Annotated in this window: 15 protein-coding genes; 6 read left to right on the forward strand and 9 right to left on the reverse strand. The window is 51.9% G+C overall.

Annotated features, from left to right (window positions below; genetic code table 11):
* The first annotated feature begins 92 nt into the window (after positions 1–92).
* The 3 genes from J4E05_RS07440 (at position 93) to J4E05_RS07450 (ending at position 3533) form a co-directional block, all read left to right on the forward strand.
* Positions 93–686 (forward strand): helix-turn-helix transcriptional regulator, encoded by a 594-nt coding sequence (locus tag J4E05_RS07440; RefSeq protein WP_085592472.1) that lies wholly within the window; start codon positions 93–95, stop codon positions 684–686.
* 159 nt (positions 687–845) lie between these two features.
* The gene (locus J4E05_RS07445; RefSeq protein WP_349593895.1) at positions 846–2003 is read left to right on the forward strand and encodes an MFS transporter; all 1158 of its coding nucleotides are present in this window, start codon (positions 846–848) and stop codon (positions 2001–2003) included.
* Positions 2004–2096: 93 nt separating this feature from the next.
* Positions 2097–3533: a serine hydrolase domain-containing protein gene (locus J4E05_RS07450; RefSeq protein WP_349593898.1), complete on the forward strand. Its 1437-nt coding sequence runs from the start codon at positions 2097–2099 to the stop codon at positions 3531–3533.
* A gap of 191 nt (positions 3534–3724) precedes the next feature.
* Here J4E05_RS07450 and J4E05_RS07455 read toward each other — a convergent pair whose 3' ends face one another.
* The 3 genes from J4E05_RS07455 to J4E05_RS07465 all read right to left on the reverse strand — a co-directional run bounded on the left by J4E05_RS07455 (position 3725) and on the right by J4E05_RS07465 (position 7322).
* Positions 3725–5194 (reverse strand): AMP nucleosidase, encoded by a 1470-nt coding sequence (locus tag J4E05_RS07455; RefSeq protein ID WP_085592466.1) that lies wholly within the window; start codon positions 5192–5194, stop codon positions 3725–3727.
* Between the two features lie 1358 nt (positions 5195–6552).
* Positions 6553–6795 (reverse strand): hypothetical protein, encoded by a 243-nt coding sequence (locus tag J4E05_RS07460; protein WP_349593902.1) that lies wholly within the window; start codon positions 6793–6795, stop codon positions 6553–6555.
* Between the two features lie 2 nt (positions 6796–6797).
* Positions 6798–7322 (reverse strand): sigma-70 family RNA polymerase sigma factor, encoded by a 525-nt coding sequence (locus J4E05_RS07465; protein WP_349593905.1) that lies wholly within the window; start codon positions 7320–7322, stop codon positions 6798–6800.
* 347 nt (positions 7323–7669) lie between these two features.
* Here J4E05_RS07465 and J4E05_RS07470 point away from each other — a divergent pair, with 347 nt between their 5' ends.
* Positions 7670–7879 carry a hypothetical protein gene (locus J4E05_RS07470; protein ID WP_085593582.1) on the forward strand — a complete coding sequence of 70 codons (210 nt, stop codon included), beginning with the start codon at positions 7670–7672 and terminating at the stop codon, positions 7877–7879.
* 90 nt (positions 7880–7969) lie between these two features.
* Here J4E05_RS07470 and J4E05_RS07475 read toward each other — a convergent pair whose 3' ends face one another.
* Both J4E05_RS07475 and J4E05_RS07480 read right to left on the reverse strand, forming a co-directional pair.
* A complete protein-coding gene (locus J4E05_RS07475) occupies positions 7970–8614 on the reverse strand; it encodes a YqaA family protein (protein ID WP_349593909.1) in 645 nt (214 codons plus the stop codon).
* Positions 8615–8777: 163 nt separating this feature from the next.
* Positions 8778–9227: a hypothetical protein gene (locus J4E05_RS07480; protein ID WP_085593589.1), complete on the reverse strand. Its 450-nt coding sequence runs from the start codon at positions 9225–9227 to the stop codon at positions 8778–8780.
* Between the two features lie 193 nt (positions 9228–9420).
* Between J4E05_RS07480 and J4E05_RS07485 the strand changes: the two genes are divergently transcribed.
* Entirely contained in the window at positions 9421–9924 is a 504-nt protein-coding gene (locus tag J4E05_RS07485) for a Dps family protein (RefSeq protein ID WP_085593580.1), read from the forward strand.
* A 155-nt stretch (positions 9925–10079) separates the two neighbouring features.
* Positions 10080–11450 (forward strand): diacylglycerol/lipid kinase family protein, encoded by a 1371-nt coding sequence (locus J4E05_RS07490; RefSeq protein WP_349593914.1) that lies wholly within the window; start codon positions 10080–10082, stop codon positions 11448–11450.
* Positions 11451–11634: 184 nt separating this feature from the next.
* On the opposite strand, the gene ftsY is transcribed toward J4E05_RS07490, so the two are convergent.
* The 4 genes from ftsY to argB form a co-directional block, all read right to left on the reverse strand.
* On the reverse strand, positions 11635–12570 hold the full coding sequence (gene ftsY, locus J4E05_RS07495; RefSeq protein WP_349593917.1) for a signal recognition particle-docking protein FtsY: 936 nt from the start codon (positions 12568–12570) through the stop codon (positions 11635–11637).
* Positions 12567–13814 (reverse strand): tRNA (N(6)-L-threonylcarbamoyladenosine(37)-C(2))-methylthiotransferase MtaB, encoded by a 1248-nt coding sequence (gene mtaB / locus J4E05_RS07500; protein WP_349593920.1) that lies wholly within the window; start codon positions 13812–13814, stop codon positions 12567–12569. The genes ftsY and mtaB overlap by 4 nt, the downstream gene beginning before the upstream one ends.
* A 489-nt stretch (positions 13815–14303) precedes the next feature.
* Entirely contained in the window at positions 14304–15353 is a 1050-nt protein-coding gene (locus tag J4E05_RS07505; protein ID WP_349593923.1) for a GGDEF domain-containing protein, read from the reverse strand.
* Between the two features lie 174 nt (positions 15354–15527).
* On the reverse strand, positions 15528–16454 hold the full coding sequence (argB, locus tag J4E05_RS07510) for an acetylglutamate kinase (protein ID WP_085593576.1): 927 nt from the start codon (positions 16452–16454) through the stop codon (positions 15528–15530).
* Positions 16455–16478: the final 24 nt, after the last annotated feature.

Below are 16478 nucleotides of genomic sequence, written 5' to 3' on the forward strand. Positions count from 1 at the left end.
GGAGGCCTGCAATGCCTCCGTTCATTTTGGCACATATTGCATCTGACAGCTGCACGCGATAATTTGTAGCGGTGTAAAGATGGAATGGCCCGATGCACCCCCTGAACATCCACAATTCCACCCCCGATGACATTGCCCGGTTTGGCGACAAACTGCGGCAGTGGCGACGCATGGCAGATATAAAGCAGCAACGGCTGGCTGATATTTTGGGGGTGACGCAGGCAACAATATCGCGCTGGGAAAAAGGGGGTCAGCACCCCTCTCCGTTTCAATACCGGCTTTTGCACGACATGATGACGCGCAACCGTAATCTGCGCCTTGATCATGCGATAAAGCGACTGGTGAAACAATCGCGCCAGCGCGTTCACCTGATCGAAGATCGCAGCCACCGGCTGTTATGTTCGTCCCTGCCGCGTCAGCGTGAATGGCAACGTGATGATAATGAATTGCTGGGGCAATCCCTGTGGCGATTTGCAACCCGGGAAATTGCCGCCGCCGAAAAAAGCCTGCACCATATGGGCTGGCACGAGGGCCAGGCCGATCATGTTTTATTTGCCAATTCTGCCCGCGACGGCGGCCCTATGCGCATCATTGATCAATACATTCTTTGGGAACGGTTCTATCTGGCCGATGGGCGGGCAGTACGGTTAACCACCGGGTTTGATCACCGCCCGCAAAATTACTAATCCTGTAAAGATCGTCATGCCGTATTTGCCAGGACCAGGACAAAACAACAACCTTAACGGCCCTGCCATCGCAAATAGCAGACCAACACGCATATTTCATACATAGCCCTGAACACCCGGGCGCGCTAAAAACACACGACCCTGATTTGGAAGTGTCCCATGCGTGCTGTCTTGCCGATTATCTTTTTATATGGAACCGGCCTTTGTGCCTCTATGCAGGTGGGCCTGATCGGACCTATCGCCGTAACATTGCGCCAGCAATTTGACCTGACACAGGCACAGTTTGGTCTGGTGGCATCGTTAATCACGGTCGCAGGTGCCCTGTGCGCCATTCCCACCGGGATCTGGGCCGCCAGACTGGGATTAAAACAGGCCGTGCTGGCAGGGGGTGCCACGATGCTGGCGGGGGCAATTGTTTTTTCCCAGGCCGATAGCGTGGCATTTCTGTATGCCGGGCGTGTGCTGACCAGTATCGGCTATTTGCTGATTGTTGTCGGCGCGCCAAGCTGGATGCCCTATTTTGGCAATTCACGTCTTGTCACGCTGGCGATGGGGCTGTGGGGCACCTTTGTTCCGGTCGGCATTGCCCTTGGCACATGGATAAGCGCAGGCCTCAGCGCATATTTTGGCTGGCGAATAGCTGTTCTGGGCTGTGCCTTGCCGGTTTTACTGTTTGCCGCCCCGCTTCTTGCATTGCAAAAACCACCGCGCGACGGATTTAACCGTTCGCTGGCAAACGGCATCATCGGCGTATTGCGCGATAAAAATGCCCTTTCAATTGCAATGACATTTGCCATCTTTGCCGGAACAACATCGGCAACGGTTGCCTTTATGCCCGCCATGCTGATGGACCGGCTTGGCATCAGCCTGACACTGGCCGCCAGCATGATTGGCATCACAACAATTGCCGGTAACATTGCCGGGTCGTTAAGTGGGGGCATTTTACTCGGCAAAAACACCACTGGCCGCCTTTTATTGCTAACGGCCCTGCCGCTTATGGCAACGTGTATTGCCATTATTTATCTGGCCCCGGGTCTTCTGATCGTGATCATTGCGCTATGCGGTTTTAACTTTGGCCAGGGTATTGTTGCCGGAACATGTTTTGCCATGTTGCCGCGCATAGCGGGAAGAAACCTTTCCATGCCAGCCTTGCAGGGCATGCTCGCGCAATTTGCTGAAATATTTGTTGTCATCATTCCCCCCGTGTCCGGGTTCATTATTGACGACTTTGCCTGGACCGGGGCAGCCATTGCCTTTGCCGCATTTTATTTGATTTCGCTTATATTTGCGCGCAAACGTATCACACCGGCGCCATGATTGTTCCATATCGCATCCTTGTGGGAACGCCCCTTGACCAAAAGGTGAAAGCGGGCGACTTTCCTTGCGCAAAACAAGTTTAAAGGATGTGGAATGGCCTGGCTGAAAGCCATATTTATCGGTTTGTTACTACTGGTTGTTGTGGCTATTTCCGGGTTTTTCATCTGGCTTGCCCCGGTTGGGGCGGGCTATACCGCCAAGGTATTGTGTTCGCGCATTTTTGTCAGCGGCCTGTCGTCGGAACGCGCCTTAAACGAGGACGTCCTGTCCGATAATAGCAGCCTGTTATCGCTGATTACGGCAAATATCGACCTGCGCCACCAAACCGTAAGCGCCCATGCCTTTGGCTTTCGCACACGTGTGGCAGTGTATCGCCCCAATATGGGTTGCACCCTGACCGACCCTGACAAGGTTAGCGCCCTGCAAAATACCGCCCCGGTATTGCGCCCCATCGCGCCCCAGCCTTTAATGACCGCACCTTTGCCACCGGGCATCGACAGGCGCAAATTTAACAACATCCTGTCCGAGGCGATGGACGAACCGTCGATTACCCCCAGCCGCCGGACCCGCGCGATTGTCGTGCTTTACAAGGGCCGGGTTGTTGCCGAACGCTACGACGAGGGAATTACGGTCAACACCCCGCTAACCGGCTGGTCAATGACCAAAAGCGCATTTTCCGCCATCTTAGGCCGTATGCGGATGAAAGACATGTTGCCACCGCTTAATTACCCGGTCAGCATCAACGAATGGGACACCCAGGCCAACGACCCGCGTGTTAAAATTACCTATGATGAATTGCTGCATATGAGCAGCGGCCTTGAGTTTGACGAAAGTTACCGGAACCCGGTTTCAGATGTGGTGCAAATGCTGTTTGTTGCCCCCAGTGCCGCCGGACTGGCTGTTTCGAAACCGCTGGCAACCACGCCGGGCACGGAATGGCGCTATAGCTCCGGCACCACCAACGTTCTTTCCGCCGCCATGCGCAACCTTAGCAGCTCGATGCAGCAATATCAGGCCCTGCCGGCCGAATTGCTGTTTCGCCCCCTTGGAATGCGCCATGCCGTGGTTGAAACCGATAGTGACGGGTATCTGGTCGGATCCAGTTTTATGCATGCCACCGCCCGTGAGTGGGCCAAACTGGGACAACTATACCTGCAGGACGGCGTATGGAACGAAACACGACTGCTGCCCAAAGGCTGGGTTGAACATGCAACAACCCCTGCCCCCACTGCCCCAAACGGGATCTATGGCGCACATTGGTGGCTAAAACTGCCTGATTACAGCAATGACAATCAAAACAGTTCCGATGTTCCCGGCGATGCCTATTTTGCCCTGGGGCATGACGGCCAGTCTCTTAGTGTCATTCCGTCAAAGGACCTGGTAATTGTACGCCTGGGATTAACCCGCAGCCATAATGTATTTGATGTGCGCCGTTTTGTCGGCGGTATCGCCGCACTGTTTCCGCAACACACCGATGCCGCCCCATCGCAAGATGATGGCACAGACAGCGCGAAAGATGAGAAGGGTTAACCCTTTTCCACGCCCGAACATATCATCAACATCGTAAAAAGCCCTGCCACATATCAATGGCAGGGCTTTGCGCATCACGATCTATGAATATCAAAAAGCGGGCGATCCGCCCCGGCCTTATCTGGCAAAGGCCCGATAGCACCTGGCGCGATTAACCCGTTCCTGATGAGTTGGCACATGAAGAACCGGCGTTACCGAAATGCAGGTTCATCAAGCGAGCGCAGCTTGCGGGAATGAAGCTGATTGACTTCCGCCCGCAGGGTTTCAATTGTCTGCAAGCCAATTTCCAGATGCTGGCCAATGCGCTGACGATAGAAATTATTCGCCATGCCAGGCAGTTTCAATTCACCATGTACCGGTTTATCCGACACACATAACAGGGTGCCATATGGCACACGAAAACGAAAACCGTTGGCAGCAATGGTGGCACTTTCCATATCCACCGCAATCGCACGGGCCTGGTTAAGGCGAACAAACAATTCGCTGTAACGCAGTTCCCAGTTGCGATTATCAGTGGTGGCAACCGTGCCGGTCCGCATCCGGGCTTTCATTTCCTTGCCGGTCAGGCCGGTGACTTTGGCAACCGAGTCAGCCAGGGCAACCTGGACTTCCGCAATCGGTGCCACCGGAATCCAGAGCGGCAGGTCTGAATCCAGCACATGGTCATCACGCACATAGCCATGTGCCAATACGTAATCGCCCAAAAGCTGGCTTCGGCGCAAACCGGCACAGTGGCCCAGCATCAACCAGCAATGCGGTCGCAACACCGCAATATGGTCGGTCGCAGTTTTGGCGTTGGACGGCCCCACCCCGATATTGACCAGGGTAACACCCAGTCCATCCTCGCGGATCAAATGGTAAGACGGCATTTGCGGTAATTGTTTAACGGCCTCTCCGCCGGCCTGCCATTTCTTTGGTGCGTTTTTGCGCACATGCACAGCCGGGCCGGGTTCAACAAACGCCACATAGGGGCTTTTGGGGTCCTCAAGCTGGGCTTTGGCATATTCGATAAATTCATCGACATAGCGCTGATAATTGGTGAACAGAACAAATTTCTGGAAATGTTCGGGGGCGGTTGCGGTGTAATGGCGTAACCGGGCCAGCGAATAATCCACCCTTTCGCCAGAAAACAGCGACAATGGTTTTGGCGTATCGCCATTACGAACATGCACGCCATTGGCGATGTCATCATCGGTTCGTGCCAGATCGGGCATGTCGAACGTCATTTGCAACTGGCGAATGTCGGTTGGGCCAATAGCATCGGTTGCTGTTTCCACCAGAAACGGCACCGGAATGGGCCGGTCCGACACACCAACAACAACCGGAACATCGTGATTTTTCAACAGAAGTTCGATCTGCTCGCGGTAATATTCCTCAAACAGGTCGGGCCGGGTCAGGGTGGTGCCATACACACCCGGGTCACGCGGCGCCCCGTAGGAAAGAGTACTTTCGACATGCAGCTTTTCCGGTGGCACCTCGATGCCAAGGTACGGATAATAAGCGCGCACCGGCGAGGTTTGCTGGCCTGTGCCAAAGCGGGTAAAAGCTTCGCGAACGGCGGTTCCGCCCGTTTCGTAAATGTCGCGAATGCGGGCCAGTGCCTTGTCCGCATCGGTAAATTCAAACAGATCGCGTACCGATCCGTGGATTCCGGATACCATAAATATTGCTCCTTTTTATTTTTTTTGGTTGTGAGCGAGAGATTTATCACCGCTCGACCCGGTGCTGGCAACCCCCAATTGTGCAAATGTGAAATGCATCCGCCAAAAACAGAAAAATATACTTAACGTAATATTGCGATGCAAAGCGCCAAAAACCGGGTTATTTCAATATGCCAACCCGGCAAGTTTGCCCGTTATTTTCAAATATTCCAAATGACAGTTTCCCGACCCGGACAAAAGCGACGCTAATATAGTGCGCGCGGCAAGATGCCACACAAAATGGCGTAGCCCCCGTATTCTGGCATTACCGAGGATTCCCCCGCGTTTCCTGCACCGCCCCCAGACGTCTTTGCACGGCACATTAACAGCACGTAAAACGCGCCGCCTGCTTTGAGACGCACCACAAATGACCATTGGTCAACACGCAAAAGACCAAAACCGGCATTTGTTTATGACCGCCACAAAATGCCGAAAAACCCGAAATTTCGCCCATTAGTGGGGATGCCCGGACCAAACCTGCGGCAAGGACAGCGCGATTTGAGGAAAAAAAAGGGCCGGAGCAAAAGCACCGACCCAGGAAAGGGGCTGATAAGACGTTGAGGAAAAAGACCACAACCCCGGTTCGGCAGAAGGCACATCTGCCGAAAACCAATAAATGACTACTGGTCATTTGTCTTTGATACGGGAATTTTTGCGAAAACGCAAGCCTGTAAACGCAGTGGTTATGGGATTTTTCGCAATTGCAACAAACGTGTCATCGAACAGGTTTTCAGCACTTAAAGCACCCAAAACGGGTGTAACCCGCCGTTTGGGCGACATTTAGCAAATTGAGACTTTCCTGAAATCAGGACCACATGAAGGCGCCGTTGCCCAACCGGATATGCCGCCCGCACTGTTACCGTAACGTTAGTGTCAGCGTTCAACCCGAACAGCAGAAAAACAGCATTTCACAATATGGGGTGCTTAGACGTACCCGTTACGCCGCGTCCGGCTGGCCTTACCATCAGGAACCACAATCCCGGGATGAACAGTCCTAACCATCGGAAAAAGCTGGAACAGCGATGTCACACGCCACAACAACCGAAATGTCAGCTACAAATCGGTTCAGGTCGGAATTACGATTCTTCTTTTTGAAACCTTATTAAAAATTGTCGAGTCGCAATGCCAAAAAGGTAGAAACAAGCCTACAAGGCTCCACTTCGAAGGGTACTAAAACATTGTAAAATCCGGATAAATTGGCACTTAATAATAAACCAAAAGCAAAAAAGAAGCCGGAACCTGTAAACAGGAACCGGCCCAATTCGGGATTGAACTAAAAAGACGTTGAGGGAAAAGATGACAATCCCGTGTGTATTCTTCTAGTGAAGCAAGCCAACAGATTTGGCTAAGCTCTTAAGCCGTTGTACCCGGCGATATTGAAGAAAGTCGATCATATTTGTGTTTTCTACATGACCTTTTTCAATATCGATAATCGTTTTGGCTGCCATTGGATCACTTTGCACAAGTTGTTCGATCTCGTGCTTGTCAGCATCCGTTTCGATCTTGCCATGTACATAATTTACGATGTCTTCCCTGCCATATATAGCAAGAATTGCTGTCATTATCAGGCCTCCGTCACAAATCGTGATACATGTTCACGCGTTTCAATTTGACCAACCATACTGCGCAACTTACGGCGAGCACGGCCAACACGAGATTTTACTGTGCCAATTTCAACATTCATGAATTCGGCAGCGTCCTGATAGGACATTTCTTCGACTGTGGTTAACAGGATCGCCTGACGTTCCTGCTCGGGCAGTTCGTCCAGGACGCGGTCAGCGTCACGAAGCTGCAAGCGGGCCATCTGATTGCTACCATGTCCATAGACGTCGCCAAGATCGTCCCAGTCAACATGATGACCACGGGTCTTGGTCCGGCGAACTTCCGAAATAAACGTATTAAACAGGATCCGGTGCAACCATGCTTTCAAGCTGGTGCCTTCCTCGAATTTGTCCTGTTTGCTGATAGCTTTAAGCAGGGTGTCTTGAACGAGATCATTTGCACGATCCTGAGTACCGGTCAGACGATACGCATGACGACGCAATGCTGGAACGTGATCTTCAATTTCATTCATTACCTGGCCCGACATCACAACCTCCGTTTTTTGTTGATGACCCAACCTAACAAAAATACTGAATAAACAAAGTAAAATCGTATACTTCACCTGATCAATACACTCTCAATACACAATATAAACAACCAATGTATTGTCATTAACATCATTATTATAACTAACCACATCACAATACATACGTTATTCACATTGATTATTTTACATATATTGATCAACGGACTTATTCTGATCAAAATCAGTATTGTGGTTGAGTTACGGAGAAAACAGCGGTAACGTCACTTACTCCAAAATTTCTGAAACCACCGGATATCAACGGTTTCCGTGACACCTTATAAGGACACGGATAAGCAAAGGAGCACAAAGTGCCCACGTCTAAACGGACCGAAAAGCTCCAAATTATGTTGGATGACGACGAGCTGAAGGTGATTGATGACTGGCGTTTCGAGCACAGAATGCCGACACGGGCAGCTGCGATCCGCGAATTAATTCGCCGCGGACTGGTATCTGAGGATGTTGATGCCCCTGATGTTGAGGGCAAAACCACCACAGATTTCCGTATCGAAGCCGAATAACGGCAAAAAAAGCGCCCGGAAAAATCGACCGGGCGTTTTTATTTCAATATTACAACAAATGTTCGCTTTAATATTTACCAGTTCCGGGCTTTATTTTGCCTCTTTGTTGCCTTGTTTGGCACTCTTGCTGGAAAAATAGTGGATATACCCGGCACCCAACAGACGGACAATTGCAAAAAGTCCGTAATATCGAATCGCCCGGGATAAAAAAATCGCGATAAAAAACAGCCAGAACGGATAATTCACACCACCGGCAGCCAATGCAGCAAGCTGCATCGGGGCTGGTGTAATGCTTATGATAAACACCACCCAGAATCCCCCCTCCTGGAACCGTTCTTTTAACTGATCGAATTGCTGGTGGCCGTTGCTCCAGTCCAGAAAGGGTGTAACAACATCGTCAAACACCCCCCAGGCCAGAAAATAAAGCACGACCGCCCCGATAACACTGCCGATCAATGTCACTGTTGCGATTTGAATGCCCCGTTTTCGCGAAAATGCCATCAGCGGGGCGATAATCACCTCGACCGGAATGGGAATGATCGTCGTTTCCAGAAAAGACGCAACACCGATACCGGCCAATCCACGTTTCCCCGCCGCCAGGGCATGTAATGGACGCTTTATTTTTTGCCAAATACCGGCAAAACTGGAAGCCGGGGCTGACGATACATTATTGTTATGGATGGTTCCGCTATGACGGGCGGCTCCGTTTTCTTCATCAGAACACTTTTTATTCATGAACGACCTGTTCTGTTTTGCCTAACACAAACGTTAAAACCCCGGCCATGACAGCCAGAACGCCATAACAGACGCTAAAATCAGAACGGCCCGCCTCAATTAATTGAGGCGGGCCGAAAAGCACCCTTGGACTAGCACGCGCCCGAACAGGTTGTGATGTCCGTTACTGAGCGTCAGGCTCGTCGTCGAGTGCATTCTGTGCCTTGTTAAGGGCTGCAATCGTCTCGGCCTTTACATCTTCCCATGTATCGGCGGACGCATCCTGTACGTCATCCATTGCTTCGCTGATGCTGTCTTTGGCATCTTCCCAGGCATCGGCCACAGCGTCCATTGCGTCGTCGCTGTTATCTGCGGCTGAATCTTTCATCTCGTCATATTTTTCGCCCAGAGCATCGGACTTGGATTTTGCCCAATCCATGAAATCTTCTTTTTGCTCGTAGGAATACTCCTTGGCATCTTCATATTCGTTTTTGGCATCGTTCTTCATTTCGGTCGCATCTGCCTTAACAGCATCATCCGTTTTCATCGTATCGGCGGAATCCGCATACGCCGGAATCATAACGGCCGAAGAAACCATAATAGTACCAGCCATCAACATTGCTTTACCAAGCATCACAACCTCCATTTTTTGTTTAAAAAGCGACGCCTTTATTTAACGTTGCTTACCCCTGATAACGGAATGGCAAAGATGATGTTCCCAAGCAGGTCTGTTTATTTCCTTGGAACTTCCCCCTTCACGCACGCGTTCTATAGGCAATCGTTCATCTGCTTTGAACGAACTACGATAAAAAATTCAGGAGTTACCAATGGCTCAGAGCAATATGCAGACCGTTGCCAAGGAATTACCGATTGAAACCGGTGTTGAACGCAAGGATCGCCGCAAACTTTCGGAAATGCTGACCCAGATCGTTGCATCGTCGCATGTTCTGTATGGTAAGGTTCGCGGTGTTCACTGGAACGTTGTGGGACCGAATTTCTATTCGCTGCACAAAATGACAGAAGAACAGTATGAAGACCTTCATACTGCCAATGATGACATGGCCGAGCGTATTCGTGCCATCGGCTTTACCGCGCCGACCGGCCTTTCAACCATGATCAAAAATTCGGTTGTCACTGACGAAACCGAACTTCTCAGCACCGACCAGATGGTTAAGGAACTGATCGAGGATCATGAAAAAATGGCCAAGCTGTTGCGCGAGGGTGTCACCGAAGCCGACAGCGTTGACGACCCCAAAACTGCCGACATGCTGACCGAACGCATTGGCGTACACGAGGAAGCAGCCTGGATGTTGCGCGCGACCCTTTCATAAGGGCAGCATTTATACAGGCGATGAACCGGCGCCACAAAGGCGCCGGTTTTTTTTACGACACTCGCAACGTAATATTTGGCACAGCAAAGCCACATTAGAGCATACTTCCTTTAATGGCAGTTTGCGGTTTTGGAACAGGCAGGGAGATCCCACAGGTGAATAACTCAGACCTCACCGGCAAGGTTCTTTTGTTGCTGACCCGTCACAAGGTCATCGACCGGTGGCGCCGCGACGGGGCACAAGCCCTGCGCAGCGTTTTTGAAAATGCGGGCTACCTTACAGAACTGGTATTCTGTGACGATCCCGATGCCATGATTGAACAAATCAAAACCAACACCCGGCCTGGCGACATTGTTGCCATTGGTGGCGGCGATGGCACCATAAATGCCCTGATTGACCCAATCTGCCAGTCTGGCACGATCTTGCTTGCCCTGCCCCTTGGCACGGCCAACGATTTTGCCCGCAGCCTGAAACTGCCTGATGACCCGATACAGGCCGCCCAGGCTGCCATTAACGGGCAGTTGACCCAGCTTGATATTGGCCGGGTAAATGGAAAAAGTTTTGTCAATGCGGCCTCTATCGGCGTTCCTGCCGATGCCCGCAAACGCATCAATCCCGACCTGAAACGCTGGACCGGTGCAATTAGCTATGCGATTGCCAACTGGCAAAGCTGGCATGAAATGACCCCGCTTGATCTGGACGTAACCTGTGCCGGGCATGACCGGCAACATCTTAAGCTGCGCCAGTTAACGGTTACCAACGGCCAGTATTTTGGCGGGGGCCTGCGCCCGCGTGAAAATAAACGCCTGGATGATGGCAAACTGCATGTTTTTGCCATTCGCGCCGACGTTGACACGCTGTCAGGCATGGATATCGGGGCGGCGCTGCTGTTTGGGTCGGTTGATGAATCGGAACTTGCACTGACAATGGAATGTGATGACATCCATATTGATTGTGCCGAACCACACCCGATTTTGGCTGACGGCGAAATCATCAGCAAATTACCCGCACATTTCACCCTTGAACGCGCGGTGTTGCCGGTTTTTGCCCCGGCAACCTTTACCGGCGACGTCAGCGTGCCTGACGATATCAGCGACAGCGATGCGCTAAACGATATAGCGACCGATGCCGAAGACCTTGCCATCCGCATGGAAGCAAGTTACGGCATTGCGCAAAGCAGCGCGCTGAAATCCATCTGTCATGATAATTCGCGGGTCCTGCGCGATATCATTCGCCAGCTTGAACTGGCTTTGCGCCCCTATGGCTTGCCGCTGTCATCCCCCGACCCGGATTTGCACAGCATGGAACAATTGCGTGACAAGGCTTTGTCGTGGGTTCTAAACGACCTTGACGTTCGTATGGCCGCGGGCCTTGGCAACCAGATCAACGCGCTTCTGGCCCTGTTTGAAGACTGCCCAATCGACAACAAACCCGACCCGGTCAAAAGCAACCTGATCGACCTGAAACAGGCACTGGCAAACATTCATACGGCCCTGGCCGACTTTCACGAAACTGCAAGCACCTGAAACCCCCGGACCACAACGCCTCATTAATCCAACCGGTCAACGAGGCCCTCTCGGTCGGGGGCTGGCTTCCATAAATCAAACGTAAGGAAGCCGACCAACATAATCTGATCTTTTGCGATATCAGCAAAAAGGCCGCCGGATATGCTCCGTGCGGCCTTTGATTTTTGCGGTAGTCAGCCAAAACTTAATCGGCAAGCCCGGCCAGGCTGCGGGCAAAGTTCCGCGCCTCGAACGGGCGTAAATCCTCGGCACTTTCGCCAACACCAATGGCATGCACCGGTTTGCCAAATTTTTCAGCCAGCGCCACAACCACACCACCTTTGGCCGTACCATCAAGTTTGGTAACAATCAGGCCTGAAACATTGGTCGCGGCGGAAAACAATTCGACCTGCGAATGGGCATTTTGCCCCGTTGTCGCGTCAAGCACCAGCAAGGTATCGTGCGGGGCGGTTTCATCGCGCTTATGGATCACCCGAACGATCTTTTTAAGTTCATCCATCAGATGGGCCTTGTTTTGCAACCGTCCGGCCGTATCAATCAGCAAAACATCCATGCCGTCACGCTGGGCCTGCTCGATCGCATCAAAGGCCAGTCCGGCGGCATCCGCCCCGGTATCACGCGAAACAACCGGGCATCCCGTGCGTTCGCCCCAAACCTTTAACTGCTCAACCGCAGCCGCCCGAAACGTGTCGCCTGCCGCCATCATCACCTTCAGGCCCTGATCCTTATAGGATTTCGCCAGCTTGCCAATGGTGGTGGTTTTACCCGACCCATTAACCCCGACCACAAGAATGACGTGGGGCTTGCGATTGGCATCAATCACCAGCGGGTGTGCAACCGGTTCAAGGATTTTAGCCACTTCCTGGGCTATGAATTCCTGAATCTCGGCAGAATCCACTTCCTTGTCAAAACGGGTTCGGGCAAGTTCTGCACTTAACTTTGCAGCTGTTGTCACACCCAGATCGGATGTAATCAGCAGATCTTCGAATTCTTCCAGCGCATCGTCATCAAGACGGCGCTTGGTAAAAATATCGGCAATGCCGGTGGTCAGTTTCGAGGAGGACCGTTTCAACCCGTCCTTTAGTCGGGCAAACCAGCTTTTTTTCCCCTCATCACTCATTCCATCAGCTCCGCAATCAATTTTCCATCTTCGTGGCCAATGACTTTTGCCTTGGCGATCGTGCCCGGTTCTATCACGCGATCCAGCACAACGGGAGCAAAATGCTCTGTATGGCCAGTATTTTCCTTTTCAACCAACACATCTTCGACCAATCCCACACGCGATTGTAAAAATGCCGTTAGTTGAATGTCGCCCGCGTCGCGCAGGGCCGCCGCCCGTTCCTTACGCTTTTCCTTGGCCACCTGTGGCATTTTCGCCGCTGGCGTACCGGGGCGCGATGAATAGGGAAACACATGCAAATAAATCAGCCCGCATTCTTCAACCAGGCGCAGGGTATTCTCGGCCATTTCATCGGTTTCAGTCGGAAAACCGGCAATAATATCGGCGCCAAAGGTCACATCCGGGCGCAATGCACGGACTTTTTGGCAAAAATCGATCACATCCTGGCGCAAATGGCGGCGTTTCATGCGCTTAAGCACCATGTCATCGCCCGCTTGCAGACTAATATGCATATGCGGCATCAGGCGCGGTTCGGTTTCAATCAGGCGGAAAATGTCTTCGTCAATTTCCACCGGGTCGACCGATGAAATACGCAAGCGCGGCAATTCCGGCACCTGGGCCAGCAAGCGGCGCGCCATTTGCCCCAAAGTGGGCTTGCCCGGCAGGTCATGCCCGTAGGATGTAATATCCACCCCGGTCAAAACGACCTCGGCATAGCCATTGGCAACCAGTTCGCGCACCTGGGTCACAATTTCGCCCAGTGGCACACTGCGCGAATTTCCCCGACCATAGGGAATGATGCAGAATGTACAGCGATGGTCACAGCCATTCTGAACCTGAACAAAGGCCCGCGCACGCCCTTCAAAACCCGACACCAGGTGGCTGGCGGTTTCTTCAACCGACATGATGTCATTCACGATCACGCGTTCATGGCTGATATCCATGAAGGTTTCGGCCTTCATTTTGGTATCATTGCCAAAAATGCGGTCGATTTCTTTCATCCCGGCGAATTTGTCGGGGTTTACCTGAACCGCACAGCCGGTCACGAAAATTTTGGCATCCGGGTTTTCGCGGCGCAGGCGGCGAATATTTTGCCGCGCCTGGCGTTCTGCCTCGGTCGTGACAGCGCAGGTATTGATGATAATCGCATCATCCAACCCTGCTGCCTTGGCGTGGTCGCGCATCACCTCGGACTCATAGGTGTTTAAACGGCAACCAAATGTAATGACGCGCGGCTCTGTCATGCTCGGCTTTCGAAGACTGGCGGTAAAAAGTAAAACGGAAACAAATTATTATATTCCGGCAAGCAAGGGCACCTGGCCCCAATGGTGCAAACCGGAAAACCCGGCAACGTTTAGCGTGCCCAGGCGCTGGTTACATACGCTTTTGAACAAATGATTGCAAGACCGGACGCCGGATGCTCCGCTATAGTTACCCACAGCAATCGGATGGCAACACCCCGGTAATTTTACGACCAACAAGGTGGCGGAAACCAAACATCGCCGTTCAACCAACTGAAATCACACTATAATTTTTAGATGCCAAAATACTGACATCGTAAGGCAGGGCGATCCCGGGCAAACTTTACACCCCGTATCGCCTTTGGCAACACTGCCATGCATTGTGCGGTGACGGGCGACCTTAGACCGCTATGACAATGGTCACCCGCACCCCAACGAATATGCGTGAAAACGATAGCGGCAAACCTGAACCAATCAGGTCATGCCAGCGGTTCAGGGGGCAACGGTTTCCGGCTCACCTTCATAAGGCAGGGCGATGCTGTATTGATCGCGCCCCCCCTGTTTGGCCCGATAAAGCGCACTATCGGCCCGATCAACAATAGAAGACGAGGTTTCATACCTTTGATATTCGGCGATGCCAATGGAAATGGTCATACTGCCAAAAGACGTGCCCGATGATTTCGCACGAATTTCGCGGGCACGCACGCGATTACCAAGGTCTTCGGCCAGAAACAGGGCTTCATCCAGCGTGGTTTGCGGCAACAACACCGCGAATTCGTCACCGCCATAGCGCGAGACCGTGTCCCGCCCCTTGATATTGGTTTTTAAAATACCGGCAATCAGCACCAGAATTTCATCGCCAACCCGGTGGCCGTAACGATCGTTCACCTGCTTGAACTGGTCAAGGTCGATCATCATCAGGCAGAAAGGTTCGCTGTCTTCGCCTTCGTCAACAGCATGGCATAAATCCGTCAGGATTTGTTCAAAATGCAACCGGTTGGAGACCCGCGTCAGCCCGTCGGTAAGGGATTGTTCCTGGGCTTTTTGCAGTTCACTTTGCAAATGTGCAATCTGCTGGTGATAGCTATCGAGCTGTTCTGCCAGTGTGCTAACGGTTTTCTGCACCTTGCGGGTATGGCGGGAAACGGCAGTTAGAAGATCTGACGGTTTACCATCCCGTCGCAAAACGGCGTCCGCTTCCTCAAGAACCTTGTGATAGATCCCCAATTCGGAACTGACAGACGCAATGCTTTGCTCGCTATTTTCAATAACGTCGGCAAAACTTTCCATGCCCTGTCGTAAAAAGTCAGTGGTGTGCCGATGCAGGATGTACCGGTAATACAGATCAAGCAGTTGTTTTTCGTCAATTGCCGTGCCCTGCTGGCGCGCGAGTTCAATCGACCGAACGATATCAGGATTATCATCGGCGAAAAAAACGAACCAGACATGAAACAGTTCCGGCACAGGGGCCAGATCATATTCGCGCAACGCATCAAGGGTCGCTGCGACTGTATCCCAATGACGAGATTTAAGAGGAGACACCGTTGTCACCTTGCATATGCTCCGCAGTACCCAAAACAGCATGTCGGTGCTGCACGACACAAACCGAAAAATCCTCATCCACGCCGTACTCTTCAGACGGACGAGTGATTATACATCAACTTGTATCGTGCGCACGAAATTGCCAGAAAAAAGGAAATTGATAAATACGGGGACTTACCCGCGAATCATTGTTCCGGCACCACGTTCGGTAAACAGTTCAAGCAAAACGGCATGAGGTGCCCGGCCATCAACAATAACCGCAGCCTCAACCCCGTTTTGAACGGCATCAAGGCAGGTTTCGGTTTTGGGAATCATCCCGCCCGAAATGGTACCATCGGCAATCATGGCATTGATGCTATCAACATTGGCATCACGCACCAGTTGCTTGTTCTTATCAAGAATGCCTTTAACATCAGTCAGCATATACAGGCGACGCGCGCCAACGGCCTTGGCAATCGCGCCAGCGGCGGTATCGGCGTTGATGTTATAGGTTTGCCCATCTTCCCCCACACCAATAGGTGCAATCACCGGGATGATGTCGGTATTGGTGAAACAATCAAGCACATGCGGGTTAACCGCCACCGGCTCCCCGACAAATCCCAGATCCAGCACCTTTTCGATATTGCTTTCGGGGTCGCGTTTGGTGCGTGTCAATTTTCGCGCCGTAATCAGGTGCGCGTCCTTGCCACACAGGCCAACACCCACACCGCCTGACGAATTGATGTTGGAAACAATTTCCTTGTTGATCTTGCCGGCCAGCACCATTTCAACAACGTCAATTGTTTGCTGGTCGGTCACCCGCAAACCATCAATAAATTCAGACTGAATGTTAAGTTCTTTAAGCATCTGGCCAATCTGCGGGCCGCCGCCATGCACCACAATCGGGTTCATGCCAACCTGCTTTAACAGCACCATATCCTGGGCGAACAAACGGGCCAGTTCCGGGTCACCCATGGCATGACCGCCATATTTAACCACGATTTTCTGGCCGTTATAACGTCGCATGTAAGGCAAAGCTTCCGACAGAACCTTGGCACGGGCCAAAGTCCGATACGCACTGGATTCGGAACTTTCGTCTTCGGGACGGATTTCTTCGCTCATAATGCTCCCCAATTCATGCAACGC

It is taken from the genome of Thalassospira sp. NFXS8, assembly GCF_040148805.1.
Classification (GTDB): Bacteria; Pseudomonadota; Alphaproteobacteria; order Rhodospirillales; family Thalassospiraceae; genus Thalassospira.

Bases quoted from the DNA above. Each gene is read 5' to 3' on its own strand.
- J4E05_RS07465 (WP_349593905.1), bottom strand. From the start codon at position 7,322: ATGTCGGGCCAGGTAATGAATGAAATTGAAGATCACGTTCCAGCATTG.
- J4E05_RS07455 (WP_085592466.1), bottom strand. From the start codon at position 5,194: ATGGTATCCGGAATCCACGGATCGGTACGCGATCTGTTTGAATTTACC.
- J4E05_RS07485 (WP_085593580.1), top strand. From the start codon at position 9,421: ATGGCTCAGAGCAATATGCAGACCGTTGCCAAGGAATTACCGATTGAA.
- argB (WP_085593576.1), bottom strand. From the start codon at position 16,454: ATGAGCGAAGAAATCCGTCCCGAAGACGAAAGTTCCGAATCCAGTGCG.
- mtaB (WP_349593920.1), bottom strand. From the start codon at position 13,814: ATGACAGAGCCGCGCGTCATTACATTTGGTTGCCGTTTAAACACCTAT.
- J4E05_RS07440 (WP_085592472.1), top strand. From the start codon at position 93: ATGCACCCCCTGAACATCCACAATTCCACCCCCGATGACATTGCCCGG.
- J4E05_RS07475 (WP_349593909.1), bottom strand. From the start codon at position 8,614: ATGAATAAAAAGTGTTCTGATGAAGAAAACGGAGCCGCCCGTCATAGC.
- ftsY (WP_349593917.1), bottom strand. From the start codon at position 12,570: ATGAGTGATGAGGGGAAAAAAAGCTGGTTTGCCCGACTAAAGGACGGG.
- J4E05_RS07445 (WP_349593895.1), top strand. From the start codon at position 846: ATGCGTGCTGTCTTGCCGATTATCTTTTTATATGGAACCGGCCTTTGT.
- J4E05_RS07450 (WP_349593898.1), top strand. From the start codon at position 2,097: ATGGCCTGGCTGAAAGCCATATTTATCGGTTTGTTACTACTGGTTGTT.
- J4E05_RS07480 (WP_085593589.1), bottom strand. From the start codon at position 9,227: ATGCTTGGTAAAGCAATGTTGATGGCTGGTACTATTATGGTTTCTTCG.
- J4E05_RS07460 (WP_349593902.1), bottom strand. From the start codon at position 6,795: ATGACAGCAATTCTTGCTATATATGGCAGGGAAGACATCGTAAATTAT.